This is a genomic window from Pseudomonas sp. LBUM1668 (assembly GCF_059695715.1).
The window spans coordinates 5,507,996-5,521,958 of the sequence record NZ_CP166787.1 but is presented as its reverse complement, the minus strand read 5'-3'; the positions used below and the strand labels follow the sequence as shown (position 1 = coordinate 5,521,958).

Annotated in this window: 9 protein-coding genes; 1 reads left to right on the top strand and 8 read right to left on the bottom strand. The window is 59.9% G+C overall.

Going from position 1 to position 13,963, the window contains the following annotated elements:
• Nucleotides 1-327 precede the first annotated feature (327 nt).
• The 6 genes from mdtD to betI form a co-directional block, all read right to left on the bottom strand.
• Nucleotides 328-1,755 (bottom strand): multidrug transporter subunit MdtD, encoded by a 1,428-nt coding sequence (gene mdtD, locus ACA061_RS24895; RefSeq protein WP_150617801.1) that lies wholly within the window; start codon nucleotides 1,753-1,755, stop codon nucleotides 328-330.
• Between the two features lie 199 nt (nucleotides 1,756-1,954).
• The gene (locus tag ACA061_RS24890) at nucleotides 1,955-3,292 is read right to left on the bottom strand and encodes a TldD/PmbA family protein (protein WP_497300206.1); all 1,338 of its coding nucleotides are present in this window, start codon (nucleotides 3,290-3,292) and stop codon (nucleotides 1,955-1,957) included.
• Nucleotides 3,292-4,734, bottom strand: coding sequence for a TldD/PmbA family protein (locus tag ACA061_RS24885; protein ID WP_150617799.1), 1,443 nt, complete (start codon nucleotides 4,732-4,734; stop codon nucleotides 3,292-3,294). Before ACA061_RS24885 ends, ACA061_RS24890 begins: the two co-directional genes overlap by 1 nt.
• A 380-nt stretch (nucleotides 4,735-5,114) precedes the next feature.
• Nucleotides 5,115-6,818 (bottom strand): choline dehydrogenase, encoded by a 1,704-nt coding sequence (gene betA / locus ACA061_RS24880; RefSeq protein ID WP_150617798.1) that lies wholly within the window; start codon nucleotides 6,816-6,818, stop codon nucleotides 5,115-5,117.
• A gap of 236 nt (nucleotides 6,819-7,054) precedes the next feature.
• Nucleotides 7,055-8,527 carry a betaine-aldehyde dehydrogenase gene (gene betB / locus ACA061_RS24875; protein WP_150617797.1) on the bottom strand — a complete coding sequence of 491 codons (1,473 nt, stop codon included), beginning with the start codon at nucleotides 8,525-8,527 and terminating at the stop codon, nucleotides 7,055-7,057.
• Nucleotides 8,528-8,635: 108 nt separating this feature from the next.
• Nucleotides 8,636-9,229, bottom strand: coding sequence for a transcriptional regulator BetI (gene betI / locus ACA061_RS24870; RefSeq protein WP_042561476.1), 594 nt, complete (start codon nucleotides 9,227-9,229; stop codon nucleotides 8,636-8,638).
• 429 nt (nucleotides 9,230-9,658) lie between these two features.
• Here betI and betT point away from each other — a divergent pair, with 429 nt between their 5' ends.
• The gene (betT, locus tag ACA061_RS24865; protein WP_150617796.1) at nucleotides 9,659-11,656 is read left to right on the top strand and encodes a choline BCCT transporter BetT; all 1,998 of its coding nucleotides are present in this window, start codon (nucleotides 9,659-9,661) and stop codon (nucleotides 11,654-11,656) included.
• Between the two features lie 253 nt (nucleotides 11,657-11,909).
• Here the strand turns inward: betT and choV are convergent, their stop codons facing one another.
• The gene (gene choV, locus ACA061_RS24860) at nucleotides 11,910-13,088 is read right to left on the bottom strand and encodes a choline ABC transporter ATP-binding protein (protein ID WP_042561473.1); all 1,179 of its coding nucleotides are present in this window, start codon (nucleotides 13,086-13,088) and stop codon (nucleotides 11,910-11,912) included.
• Nucleotides 13,085-13,930, bottom strand: coding sequence for a choline ABC transporter permease subunit (gene choW, locus ACA061_RS24855; RefSeq protein WP_042561472.1), 846 nt, complete (start codon nucleotides 13,928-13,930; stop codon nucleotides 13,085-13,087). Before choW ends, choV begins: the two co-directional genes overlap by 4 nt.
• Nucleotides 13,931-13,963: the final 33 nt, after the last annotated feature.

The following is a 13,963-nucleotide window of genomic DNA, read 5'->3' as shown; positions in this document are numbered from 1 at the left end:
CAGCGGCAGAGTGTTAAAAGCGGTGGCGATGGTGGTCACGGGACGGGCCTGCAAAACAAAATGTCGCGCAGTGTAGCAGCCCCGTGCCACTTTCCTCGAAAGTTCTGGACGAACAGCGATTGAGCCGACAATCCCGAGCCTTGCTGACTAGTGAGAAACTTGAGGCAAAGGAGCTGTTGTGGCGAGGGGATTTATCCCCGATGGGGTGCGCAGCACCCCCCTATATCTGCCACCCCGGTACATCAGACCGATCGCATTCAACCTTTTTGGGGCTGCTGCGCAACCCATCGGGGATAAATCCCCTCGCCACAAAAGCCCCATTACAAATTAATGTTCGATGTGTTCTTGCGGCCGTTTTGCGCGCCGGCCGTCTTCTTTTGACAGCTGCGAGAAGATCGTCGCAGCCAGCATCGCCATGATCCCGACCGTCACGAAGGTCAACTGGAACGCGCCCAGCACCGTCTCGACACCGTCGTTGCCGACCTCGGCGGTAAACCCGCCCAACAAGGCACCGGCGCAGGCAACCCCCAGACTCAGCGACAACTGCGCGACCACCGACAGCAAACTGTTACCGCTGCTGGCGCTGGCGTCGTCGAGGTCGATCAGGGTCACGGTGTTCATCGCGGTGAACTGCAGCGAGTTTATCGCGCCGAGAATCGCCAGCAGACACAGCAGCAGCCAGTACGGCGTCTGCTCGCTGACCAGGCCCATGCTGGCCAGCATGATCCCCAGCAGCAGCGTGTTGCCGGTAAGCACGATGCGATAGCCGAGGCGTTCGATCAGCGGTCTTGCGACCCACTTGGCGATCATCGCCGCAGCGGCCAATGGCAACATGCTCATCCCCGCTTGCGACGGTGAATAACCCAGCGCCACTTGCAGCAGCAACGGCACCAGAAACGGCAGGGCACCGCTGCCGAGACGGGCGAACAGGTTGCCGAGAATGCCGACGGCAAATGTGCGGGTCTTGAACAGCGACGGTGAGAACAACGGATTCTCGATGTGCCCCGCGCGCAGCCAGTACGCGGCCAGACAGGCGAAGCCAGCGAACAGCAGCAACATCACGCGCAAGTGCGGCAAATGCAATTCGCCGAGGCCTTCCATGGCGATGGTGATCAGAATCATCGCCGCGCCAAACAGCAGGAAACCGAGGCTGTCGAAGCGCGTGCGTTCGCTGCCGCGCAGGTCTGGGATGAATTTCCATACCGCGTAGCAGCCGATGACACCCACGGGAAGATTGATCAGGAAGATCCAGTGCCACGTCAGGTATTCGACCATCCAGCCGCCCATGGTCGGGCCGAGCAGCGGGCCGAGTAATCCGGGAATGGTGATGAACCCCATGATCCGCACCAGCTCGGATCGCGGATACGCACGTAAAACCACCAGTCGTCCTACCGGCAGCATCAATGCACCGCCCAGTCCCTGAATCACCCGGGCGCCGATCAGCATGCTCAGGGTGCTCGACAGTGCACAGAGCAGTGAGCCGATGCTGAACAGCAGGATCGCGCCGAAGAAGATTTTCCGGGTGCCGAAACGGTCCGCTATCCAGCCGGAAGCGGGGATCAGCAGGGCCACGGTGAGCATGTAGGCGATGACTACGCCCTGCATGCGCAAGGGGTCTTCGGCCAGATCCCGGGCCATGGCCGGCAGGGCGGTGTTGAGGATGGTCCCGTCGAGGGACTGCATGAAAAACGCAATGGCGACGACCCACGGCAACCAGCGGGCGGTGATGGCGTCGAGAGGCGGGCGGTCTGGCATGGAACCTCTGGTGGGTGGTTAATCCAAATTCATGTACTACATGGAACCCTGTGGTAACGGTCCCTGTGGTGAGGGGGTTTATCCCCGATGGACTGCGCAGCAGTCCCATTTTTTGGGGCCGCTGCGCGACCCATCGGGGATAAATCCCCTCGCCACAGAGGCCCGTACTCAAGCCCCTGTGTATTGGGGAGTAGCGTGTTTACAACGTCAGAGTCAACCGGCTCACCAACGCTCCCGGCAGCAACGCCGACGAAGTATTGCGCTGGCTATACGTGCTCGCCGACAGCAGCAACTCTCGCTCGGTCGTCAACGCTTCCAGCTGCGAACCGAGCAGGCTGTAGGCGCTGTCGTCGAATCGCATGGTGCTGACCGGCGCCTGAATCTCGCCGTTTTCGACCCAGAACGTCGCGAAGCGCGTCATGCCGGTCATGCGTGCCGCCGGTTGATCCGAGAAGTTCAGGTACCACAGATTGCTGATGTACAGCCCGGTGCCCAACTGCTTGAGAATCTCCGCTTGTGGCAAATCCCCGGCGGCCATGTTCAGCGCACTCGGTGATTCACCACCGCTGGCACCGTTGGCCGTCAGACCATACTCGGCCGCGCTGCGCGAACCGACCAACTGATCTCCAGCCTTGCCCTCGATGATCAGGCGCAAATCACTGCGCGGATAACCCTCGCCGGAAAACGCCGGACTCAGCGAATCGCTGACTTTCTCATCCAGCGACACCAGCGGACTGAACGCCTGATCGCCGACATACAACTTCTGCAGCGGGCTGCTCTTGCTGGCAATCGACTGCGCCGAAAAACCGCCCCAGCTCAGCATGCCCATGATTTCTTCCAGCGCGGCTGGCGCGAGATAGGCGCGGTACTGTCCCGGCGGCAACGTGCGCAGCGGGCGACCGAGAAACTCCAGTTGTTCGCGAGCCTGCTGGAAGCGCTTGGTGAAGTCTTCGCTGCTCCAGTCGTGCCCGGCGTAGCTGGCCTTCACCGCTTCGCCGTTCTCATGGAACAAGCTGAAGTCAAAGTTGAAACTGTTGGCCTGATGCCAGCCAAACGCGCCTGAGGAACTGGCGAAACCACGGCTGATCGGGCCTGCGGCATAAAAACCAACCAGATCCAGACCTTCAGCGGCGGCGCAGATTTCGTCGACCACTTGCTCGGTATCCGGCAGCGGATGATCCTGCACTTTACTGCTCTGCCAGCCATTGTGGTTGAGCAGCAGATACGGATCCTGCGGCAGCAGCGGCAGGGTTTCACGCAGTTGCTGCAGGCCTTCGGCTAGCCGCTGCAGGTCGCCTTCCTGATCGCCGGAAAGGGTGACTTGCAGGTCGGCGTGGCGACCATCGTTGATCAGTTTCAGGACGATATTGGCTTGTTGCACCTGCCCGGCCTGGCGCACCTTGGCGTGATTGAAGCGCACGAACGCCGAAGATTCAGCGGCGTAGCTGAGGGTGAACTGTTCCGGCTCGCGGACGCTGTCGCGCAGCCAATCGACCATGACCTTGAAGGCGTCGGACTGACTCTTCGAAATGCTCATCAGGCGTCTCCCCCAAATACATCAATGTTGCTGAATACGCAGGCCGGCGAAGCGTGGCCGACGCGGATCACCTGGTTCGGTTCGCCCTTGCCGCAGTTCGGCGTGCCGAGCACCTTGACGGTGTTGGCATCGCCGACGGCGCGCAGGCTTTTCCAGAAGTGCGCGGAAATCGCCCGATAGTTGGGATTCTTGACCACGCCTTTGAGTTCGCCGTTTTCGATCAACTGGCCCCATTCGCAGCCGAACTGGAATTTGTTGCGCGCATCGTCAATCGACCATGAACGGTTGGTGCTCATCAGGATGCCGTGCTCGATGCCTTCGATGAGTTTGTTCAGCGGCTGATCGCCCGGCTCGATGTTGAGGTTGGCCATGCGATCAATCGGTGGACGGTTCCAGCCGCAGGCGCGGCTGTTGGCGACACCGTCCATCCCGGCACGGAACTGCGACAGCGCACCGCCGAGTGGACGCAGCAGCAGACCATCACGAATCAGGAATTGTTTGCTGGCTTTGCTGCCGTCGTCGTCATGGCCGTAGCTGGCGAGTTCTTCGGGAATGCCCGGATCGAACGTCACGTTGAGCAGTTTCGAGCCGTATTGCAGGCTGCCGAAGTCAGACGCCTTGACGAAACTGGTACCGGCGTAATTACGTTCGTCGCCGAGGATGCGGTCGAGTTCCAGCGGGTGACCGATGGATTCGTGGATCTGCAGCATCATCTGGTCAGGCATCAGCAGCAGGTCGCGCGGGCCTTGCGGGGTGTTCGGCGCGAGCAGCAGTTGCAGCGCCTGATCGGCGACTTGCGGGCCGGCACCGATCAGCCCGCAACGGCTGATCACGTCTGCGCCACCTTGTTGGCCGAAGTTCTCGCGGCCGAGGCTGCGAGTCTGGCTGTCGTTGCCGTCGTAGGCGGTGACGTCGAGGCTCGGGTAGACAAAGCGCTGGGCCTGGCGCAATTCGGCGCCGGCGCTGCTCAGATAGATCTGTTCGACGTGGGTGATGCCAATGCTGACTTCCCAATTCACCAGGCGCTCATCCTTTGGCACCGAGGCGGATTCCGCGCCGAGCAGCTCAAAGCATTCGCTCAGGGACGGGAAGGGTTGTTCGAGATTGGGCGAAAAGTAATCCGCGCGGTCGCTGGAGACCGGTTGATCGCGCAGGTCGAGCAAGGCGTGGGGCTTAAGCCGCCGGGCCTGCTGTTCGGCGCGCTCAAGGGCGGCTTGCAGGCCTTGTTGCGAGAGGTCATTGGTCGCAGCGTAGGCTTCGACGCCGTTGACCCGCACCGTGAGCATCGCACCTTCGTCGCGGCTCAGGCTCGGCGGCTCGGCAACGTTCTTGCGCACCGACAGGTATTGGCCGGACTCGCGTACATACCGCAGGGAAAAGAACTCAGCGCCCGTGCGCAAGGCAGCGAAGCGCTGCTTGAGCTGGGGGTGGAAATCGAACATTCGGGAACCTCCTTGTTAGGGGGAAGCGGTAAAGCGACGGCGGGGAGGGGTGAAACGATTGCGCGAGACCTAGAGTAGGCCTGCGTGGGGGTAGGATCAAGTGAAGAGGGGGTGTAGGGGGTTTTACTGTGAATCAGGGGGAGGGGGTGTTGAATTGTAGGGCCTCATCGCTGGCAAGCCAGGCTCCCACAGGTTTCTCGGTGACCACACTATCTGTGAACGACGCAAAACCCTGTGGGAGCTGGCCTGCCAGCGATTAGCCGTGACGCGGTATCAAGTCAGGCTCCCACAGGTTTTCTGGTGAGCACAATATTTGTGAACGACGCAAAAACCTGTGGGAGCTGGCTTGCCAGCGATTAGCCGTGACGCGGTATCAAGTATTACTGAGCAGCAGGCGTGATATCACGCATCGCCTTGCCCTTCACCGGCGCATCGCCCGCTACGTAGTAGTCGGCGGTGCTGCGCGGCAGCGGCTGGCGGCCACGGATCTTGTCGGCGATTTTCTCGGCGATCATGATCGTCGGCGCGTTCAGGTTGCCGGTGGTGATGATCGGCATGATCGACGCATCGACCACTCGCAGACCCTGCATGCCATGCACGCGGCCTTCGCCATCGACCACAGCCATCTCGTCGGTGCCCATCTTGCACGAGCAGGACGGGTGGAACGCGGTCTCGGCGTGTTCGCGGATGAACTTGTCCAGCTGCTCATCGGACTGCACTTCGATACCCGGGCTGATTTCACGGCCACGGTATTGATCGAGGGCCGGCTGTTGCATGATTTCACGGGTCAGGCGGATGCCGTCACGGAATTCCTGCCAGTCCTGCTCGGTGGCCATGTAGTTGAACAGAATGCTCGGGTGCTGACGCGGATCCTTGGACTTCACCTGGATGCGACCACGGCTCGGCGAACGCATGGAACCCATGTGCGCCTGGAAACCGTGCTCTTTCACACCGTTGCTGCCGTTGTAGTTAATCGCTACCGGCAGGAAGTGGTACTGGATGTTCGGCCATTCGAATTCCGGACGCGAACGGATGAAACCGCCGGCCTCGAACTGGTTGCTGGCGCCGATGCCGGTGCCGTTGAACAGCCACTCGGCACCGATGGCCGGCTGGTTGTACCAGAGCAGCGACGGGTACAGCGAAACCGGTTGGGTGCAAGCGTATTGCAGGTACAGCTCAAGGTGATCCTGCAGGTTTTCACCGACGCCCGGCAGGTCGTGAACCACCGGGATGTCGAGGCTTTCCAGCAGTTTTGCCGGGCCTACGCCGGAACGCTGCAACACCTGTGGCGAGGCGATGGCGCCGGAGCACAGCAGGACTTCCTTGCGGGCTTTGGCTTCAACACGCTCTTCAGCGTCGCCCACCAGATAACGCACGCCGGTGGCACGCTTGCCTTCGAACAGAATCTTGTCGGTCAGGGCGTGGGTGACGATGGTCAGAGTCGAACGCTTTTTAGCGATATCGAGGTAACCCCGGGCGGTGGAAGCACGACGGCCGTTCGGCGTCACAGTGCGGTCCATCGGGCCGAAGCCTTCCTGCTGATAACCGTTCAAGTCTTCGGTACGCGGGTAACCGGCCTGCACGCCTGCTTCAACCATGGCGTGGAACAGCGGGTTGTTGCCAGCCTTTGGCGTGGTCACGCTGACCGGGCCTTCGCCACCGTGGTAATCGTTCGGGCCGATGTCACGGGTTTCCGCTTTGCGGAAGTACGGCAGGCAGTTCAGGTAGTCCCAATCTTCAAGGCCCGGCAGCTTGGCCCAGTTGTCGTAGTCCATCGCGTTGCCGCGGATGTAGCACATGCCGTTGATCAGCGAAGAGCCGCCGAGGCCTTTGCCGCGACCGCATTCCATCCGGCGACCGTCCATGTGTGGCTCTGGATCGGTTTCGTAAGCCCAGTTGTAGCGACGACCTTGCAGCGGGAACGCCAGTGCGGCCGGCATTTGCGTGCGGAAATCGAGACGATAATCCGGGCCGCCTGCTTCGAGCAGCAGAACGGTGACGCCTTCGTCTTCAGTCAGACGGGTCGCCAGGGTGTTACCGGCCGAGCCGGCACCGATGATGATGTAATCGAATTCTTGGGACATTGAATGCACCCTCTTTGAAGTTGGTCAGGTCGAGATCGCCGGGACCTTGCAAAGCCTGTGATGAGGAGAAAATCCCCTGTGGTGAGGGGATTTATCCCCGATGGGCTGCGCAGCAGTCCTGAAATCAGCGATTGAGATCTATCTGGAGAACTGCAGTGTCTGGAGGGGGGCTGCTTCGCAGCCCAGCGGGGATCAATCCCCTCGCCACAAAGGCCCCATCCAGACTCTGAGTCAGATCAGAACACCGAGACGTAATCGCCCAGCTCGACCTGTACCGATTTGATGCGGGTGAAGTTGTTCAGCGAGCTGATCCCGTTTTCACGGCCAACACCCGACTGCTTGTAACCGCCGACCGGCATTTTTGCGTCGGACTCGCCCCAGGCGTTGATCCAGCAGATACCGGCTTCGAGCTGATGAATCACGCGGTGCGCGCGGTTCAGGTCTTTGGTGACGATACCGGCGGCCAGGCCGAAGTCAGTGTCGTTGGCGCGGCGGATCACTTCTTCTTCGGTCTCGTAAGACAGGATCGCCATGACCGGGCCAAAGATTTCTTCACGAACGATGGTCATGTCGTCAGTGCAGTCAGTGAACACGGTTGGTGCCACGAACGCGCCTTTGGCGAATTCGCCGTCGGTCAGACGCTCGCCGCCACACAGCACGCGGGCACCTTGTTCTTTACCCTTGGCGATGTAGCCCAGCACGCTTTCCATGTGCGCGAAGCTCACCAGCGGACCGAAGTTGGTGTTTTCGTCTTCCGGGTTGCCGATGCGGATGCGCGCAACGCGCTCAACGATCTTGGCTTCGAAAGCAGCTTTCAGGTGGCTCGGCACGAACACGCGAGTACCGTTGGTGCAGACCTGACCGGAGCTGTAGAAGTTGGCCATCATCGCGGTGTCGGCGGCGCGATCGAGGTCGGCGTCGTCGAAGATGATCAGCGGGGATTTGCCGCCCAGTTCCATGGTCACGTCTTTGAGCGAGGATGCCGAAGCGCTGGCCATGACTTTCTTGCCGGTGTCGGTGCCGCCGGTGAACGAGATTTTCTCGATGCGCGGGTGCTCGGTCAGCCAGGTGCCGACTTCACGGCCACTGCCGGTCAGTACGTTGAACACGCCATCCGGAACGCCGGCTGCGGTGTAGATTTCAGCCAGTTTCAGGGTAGTCAGCGAGGTGACTTCGCTTGGCTTGAAGATCATCGCGTTACCGGCGGCCAGCGCTGGAGCGGATTTCCACAGGGCGATCTGGATCGGGTAGTTCCACGCGCCGATACCGGCAACAACGCCCAGCGGCTCGCGACGGGTGTAAACGAATGCGGTGTCACGCAGCGGGATCTGCTCGCCTTCGATGGCGGGAACCAGGCCTGCGTAGTATTCCAGCACGTCGGCGCCGGTGACGATGTCGACGTACTTGGTTTCGGAGAAGGCTTTACCGGTGTCCAGGGTTTCCAGAGCAGCCAGTTCATCGTTGCGCTCGCGCAGGATGTCGACGGCACGACGCAGGATGCGCGAACGCTCCATGGCGGTCATCGCGGCCCAGATTTTCTGGCCCTTTTCGGCGCTGACGACAGCGCGCTCGACGTCTTCTTTGGTCGCACGTTGTACTTGTGCGAGGACTTCACCGTTCGCCGGGTTGATGGCTTCGAAGGTGGCGTCGCTGGAGGCGTCGGAGTAAGCGCCATCGATGTAGAGTTTTTGCAGTTCGAAACGGGCCATAGTGTCCTCGCAAGTGCATAAGTGGTTGGCGTTGGTCACCGGGTGAGCCATGTAGCTGTGGCATCGCTGGTCGGTGACAGTTCAGGGGCCGAGCTTTTTTCGAGTGCTCTAGCTCACCTGCTTGGCCAATTGGAAATCCATGTATTCGTAAGCGATCTGTTGCGCCTGCGCTGTGTCGAAAGCGTCTCCCGACAGCGCGCCGCGCAACCACAACCCGTCAATGAGGGCTGCCAGACCGCGGGCGGCGCTGCGCGCATCTTCGAGCGGCAACACACGGCGGAACTGGCAGCACAGGTTGGAATACAAGCGGTGATCGTTGATCCGCTGCAACCTGTGCAAAGACGGCTGGTGCATGCTGGTGGCCCAAAAGGCCAACCAGGTTTTCATTGCCGGGCCATTGACCTGGCTGGCGTCGAAGTTGCCTTCGATGATCACCTGCAGATGCGCCCGTGGGCTGTCATCTGCCAACGCCTGACGACGTGCGGTGACACTCTCGCTGAGGGCGGTCATCAGATACCGCATCGTGGCGGCAATCAGGCCATTCTTGTCCTGAAAATAGTGACTGATGATGCCATTCGAGACACCGGCCAAACGGGCGATCAGCGCAATGCTGGCGTCCCCCATTCCGACCTGATCGACCGCCTGCAAAGTGGCTTCGATCAGTTGTTGGCGGCGGATGGGTTGCATACCGACCTTGGGCATCTTGCACATCTCCTTAGGCCTTCCGACGGGCGAATAACGCTTATCGGATTGAGGGCCAGTCTATTTTGTTTTGATTGAACGTTCAATCAACAAAGAATAAGATCTGCGACAAATCGTCGCTGCCTACAGCTTTTTCCTACGTGTATGTGGCGATAAAACCGACATCCGAAAATGCTTGAAACCTGTATGGGGCATGGCGCGGTTCGCGATTCGAAGGACGTGTTGAAAGGGCAAGACGCTCGGGGCCAGGTTTCGGATGAACGTCCGGACACCTTCGGCCACGAAAGCGATTCGCAGCGCCATTTCGGCAGGTTCGGGCTTTTTTCGGGGTGTCTTTATATCACCCGCCGGTCGGCTGCCAACTAACCGATTGGTCGGGTTCCGTGTTGCCTTGTGTTCTTCTCTCGCACTGCCTGGAGCATTTGTGCCATGAGTTCTGCCTCGCTAATAAAGACCCCGCCCGAGAAGGTGACGGTCAACGGTTGGGTGTTTTACACCTCTACCGCGCTGATTCTGTTGTTGACCGCCATTCTGATCATCGCCCCGCAAGAGGCCGGCAGGATGTTGAGTGTGGCTCAGGCCTGGTTGTCGCGCAGCTTCGGCTGGTACTACATGGTGGTGATCGCCGCTTACCTGGTGTTTGTGGTGGGCCTGGCGTTTTCTTCCTACGGCAAACTCAAACTGGGCAGCAAGGACGACACCCCGGATTTCAGTTACGGCGCCTGGGCGGGAATGCTGTTCTCGTCGGGTATCGGTATTTCGCTGTTGTACTTCGGCGCCTCCGAGCCGCTGGATCACTATTTCAATCCGCCGGAAGGCACTGCCGGCTCCAACATGGCGGCGCGTCAGGCTGTACAGCTGACTTTCCTGCATTGGGGCCTGCACGGCTGGGCGATCTATGCACTGGTCGGTCTGGCCGTGGCGTACTTTGCTTATCGTCATAACCAGCCGCTGGCACTGCGTTCGGCGCTGTATCCGCTGGTCGGTGAGCGTTGGGTCAAAGGTGCGGCCGGTCATGCGGTAGACGGCTTCGGCATGTTCGTGACCCTTTTGGGTCTGGTGACCAACCTGGGGATTGGTTCGCTGCAAGTGTCGTCGGGCCTTGAAAACCTGTTCGGCATGGAACACAGCAACACCAACCTGCTGATCGTGATCATTGTGATGAGCACCGTGGCGACCATCGCGGCTGTGTCGGGTGTGGAGAACGGCATCCGTCGTCTGTCCAACCTGAACATCGTGCTGTTCAGCGGTCTGCTGATTTTCGTGCTGCTGTTCGGCCCGACCTTGCACTTGCTCAACGGCTTCGTGCAGAACGTCGGCGACTACCTCAACGGCATCGTGCTGAAAACCTTCGACCTTTACGTGTATGAGGGCAGCGCCGAGAAAACCGAACGCTGGATGGGCCTGTGGACGCTGTTCTACTGGGCGTGGTGGATTTCCTGGGCGCCATTCGTCGGCATGTTCATCGCGCGGATTTCCCGTGGTCGGACCGTGCGTGAACTGGTCGCCGGTGTGCTGCTGATTCCGCTGGGCTTCACGCTGGCCTGGTTGTCGATCTTCGGTAACTCGGCACTGGATCTGGTGATGAATCATGGGGCGGTGGAACTCGGCAAGACGGCGCTGGAACAGCCGTCGATGGCGATCTATCAGCTGCTCGAGCATTACCCGGCGTCGAAGATTGTCATCGGTGTGTCGATCTTCGTGGGTTTCGTACTGTTCCTGACCCCGGCCGATTCCGGTGCGGTGATGATGGCCAATCTTTCGTGCAAGGGCGGCAACGTCGACGAAGATGCGCCGCACTGGCTGCGGATTTTCTGGTCGGCCATTATCACGCTGGTGACCATCGGTCTGCTGTTTGCCGGTAACTTTGAAGCCATGCAAACCATGGTCGTGCTGGCCGGTCTGCCGTTCTCGGTGGTGCTGGTGTTCTTCATGTTCGGCCTGCACAAGGCGATGCGCCAGGACGTGCAGATCGAACAGGAGCAAGCGCAACTGGCCGAGCGTGGTCGTCGTGGTTTCAGTGAGCGTCTGACGCAACTGGATCTGCAGCCGAGCCAATCGGTGGTTCAGCGGTTCATGGACAAGCAAGTCAGCCCGGCGCTGGAAGACGCGGCCGCGCAAATGCGTGCTCAGGGTCTGGAAGTACAGACGCTGCTGGGTAAATCCAAGCGTTGCATGGGCGTGCGCATCGAGATGGAAGAGGGTAACCCTTTCGTTTATGAAGTGAGCCTGGAGGGTTACCTCGCGACGCCGACTGAATCTGTGGACTCTGAAGAGGCGCGCCAGCGCTACTACCGCGCTGAGGTGTACCTGCACAACGGCAGCCAGGATTACGACCTGATGGGCTTCACGCAGGATCAGATCACGCGGGATGTGCTCGATCAGTTTGAAAGCCATCGGCAGCTCCTTGGCCGGGTGTACAGCTAAGACTTGGAGTTCTGCGGTGCAGTTACTTGCAGCGCAGAACTATTGTGGCGAGGGGATTTATCCCCGATGGGCTGCGCAGCAGTCCTGAAAGAAGCAACCGCGATAGATCTGATCCACCGCGCTTGCAGATTTGGGGCCGCTTCGCGACCCATCGGGGATAAATCCCCTCACCACAGGTTCTCTGTTTACATTCGAATATCTGCACTAACAAAAACGCCGCGATCCTCTCGCGGCGTTTTTGTGTCTGCGGGGCTTACCCCAGGTTCTTGCCCAGCAACGCGTGATACAGCTCGCTGTCGCCCAGGATCCCCACCACATGATTGTTATCGTGCAGCACCAGTTTGTTGCCGGTCTGGTAACGAATCTGCAACGCATCACGCATGCCGATATTCGAGTCCACCAGCGTCGGCCGGCGCTCCAGCCCTTCGACGGCTTGCCCCGGTGCCCAATTCTGCAAGTCGAGGGCCGCGCCGTTCTGTCGCGCGCCTTTGATGGTGTTGCCTTCGGCCAGGTCCAGCCACGAATCGCCGCCCGGATCGAGGCAGACCGAGCCGTTGATGCGTTTGCACTTGTCCAGCGTGCGCATCAGGCTGCGACCGCACAGCACGTTGAGCGGATTGGTGTGCGCGACGAAGGTGCGCACATAGTCGTCCGCCGGGTTCAGCACAATCTCTTCCGGCACGCTGTACTGGATGATCCGGCCGTCCTTCATGATCGCGATGCGGCTACCCAGTTTGAGCGCCTCATCAAGGTCGTGACTCACAAACACGATGGTCTTGTTGAGCTTGCGTTGCAGCTCCAGCAGTTCATCCTGCAAACCCTGGCGGATCAACGGGTCGAGCGCCGAGAACGGTTCGTCCATCAATAGAATGTCAGCGTCCATGGCCAGCGCCCGGGCCAGGCCCACACGTTGCTGCATACCGCCGGAGAGTTCGTCAGGCTTCTTGTTGCGCCATTGGGTCAGGCCCACCAGTTCGAGTTTTTCATCGACCAGTTTCTTGCGTTCCTTCTCCGGGCGACCCTGCATTTCCAGACCGAAACTGATGTTCTCGCGCACCGTCAGCCAAGGCATCAAAGCGAACTTCTGAAACACCATGGCGATGCGTTTGGTGCGCATCATTTTCAGTTCGGCGGGCGTGCAGGAGGCGATGTCGATCTGGCGGTTTTCATGCTCGACGAACAGCTTGCCGCGGCTCACGGTGTTGAGGCCGTTGATGCAGCGCAGCAGGCTCGACTTGCCGGAACCCGAGAGGCCCATCAGCACGCAGATTTCGCCTTTGTTGATGTCCAGCGTGGCTTTTTCCACACCAACGATTTGCCCGGTCTTTTTCAGGATCTCGTTGCGGGTCATGCCCTGATCCAGCAGCTTGAGCGCCTCGCGCGGATCCTTGGAGAAGATTACGTCGACGTCTTCGAAGCGAATAATGCTCATGCGTCACCCCCTACTTTGGCGTCGGGTTGTTTGCAGATACGGTCGAGCATGATCGCCAGCAGTACGATCGCCAGGCCTGCTTCGAAGCCCAGGGCGATATCAGCAGTGTTCAGTGCGTTGACCACCGGTTTGCCGAGTCCGTCGGCGCCCACCAGTGCCGCGATCACCACCATCGACAACGACAGCATGATGCACTGGGTGATGCCGGCAGCGATGCTCGGCATGGCGTGAGGCAGTTCGATCCGTGAGAGCAATTGGCGACGCGAGCAGCCGAAGGCCTTGCCGGCGTCCATGAGTTCTTGCGGGACATCGCGGATGCCCAGGTAGGTCAGGCGGATCGGCGCCGCGATGGCGAACACCACCGTGGAGATCAGGCCCGGCACCACACCCAGCCCGAAGAGGGTCAGGGTAGGAATGAGGTAAACGAAGGTTGGTACGGTCTGCATCAGATCGAGTACCGGACGCATCACCGTATAGAACATCGGCTTGTGCGCGGCGATGATGCCCAGCGGCACACCGATCAGCACGCAGACAAAGGTGGCGAACAACACCTGGGCGAGGGTTTCCATGGTTTCCTGCCAGTAACCCAGATTGAGGATCAGCAGAAACGAAGCAACGACAAAAGCGGTGAGTCCCCATTTGCGCTGGATCAGATGCGCAATCAGGGCGATGAGGCCGATCAAGACCAGCGGGTTGAACCAGGTCAGCGCAAACGTCACGCCGTGGATCATCGTTTCCAGCGTCACGGCGATTGCGTCGAAGGTGTTGGCGCCGTGTTGCGTCAACCATTCAACGAATGCCGCGATGTACTGGCCTAAAGGTATTTTCTGATCAATCAGCATGGTAGTGAACGTCCGCATGCAAGGAAATAAACA

Excerpts from the sequence above, each read along its gene's own strand:
- betB (WP_150617797.1), bottom strand. The coding sequence starts at position 8,527 with ATGGCCCGTTTCGAACTGCAAAAACTCTACATCGATGGCGCTTACTCC.
- betT (WP_150617796.1), top strand. The coding sequence starts at position 9,659 with ATGAGTTCTGCCTCGCTAATAAAGACCCCGCCCGAGAAGGTGACGGTC.
- choW (WP_042561472.1), bottom strand. The coding sequence starts at position 13,930 with ATGCTGATTGATCAGAAAATACCTTTAGGCCAGTACATCGCGGCATTC.
- ACA061_RS24890 (WP_497300206.1), bottom strand. The coding sequence starts at position 3,292 with ATGAGCATTTCGAAGAGTCAGTCCGACGCCTTCAAGGTCATGGTCGAT.
- betI (WP_042561476.1), bottom strand. The coding sequence starts at position 9,229 with ATGCCCAAGGTCGGTATGCAACCCATCCGCCGCCAACAACTGATCGAA.
- ACA061_RS24885 (WP_150617799.1), bottom strand. The coding sequence starts at position 4,734 with ATGTTCGATTTCCACCCCCAGCTCAAGCAGCGCTTCGCTGCCTTGCGC.
- choV (WP_042561473.1), bottom strand. The coding sequence starts at position 13,088 with ATGAGCATTATTCGCTTCGAAGACGTCGACGTAATCTTCTCCAAGGAT.
- mdtD (WP_150617801.1), bottom strand. The coding sequence starts at position 1,755 with ATGCCAGACCGCCCGCCTCTCGACGCCATCACCGCCCGCTGGTTGCCG.
- betA (WP_150617798.1), bottom strand. The coding sequence starts at position 6,818 with ATGTCCCAAGAATTCGATTACATCATCATCGGTGCCGGCTCGGCCGGT.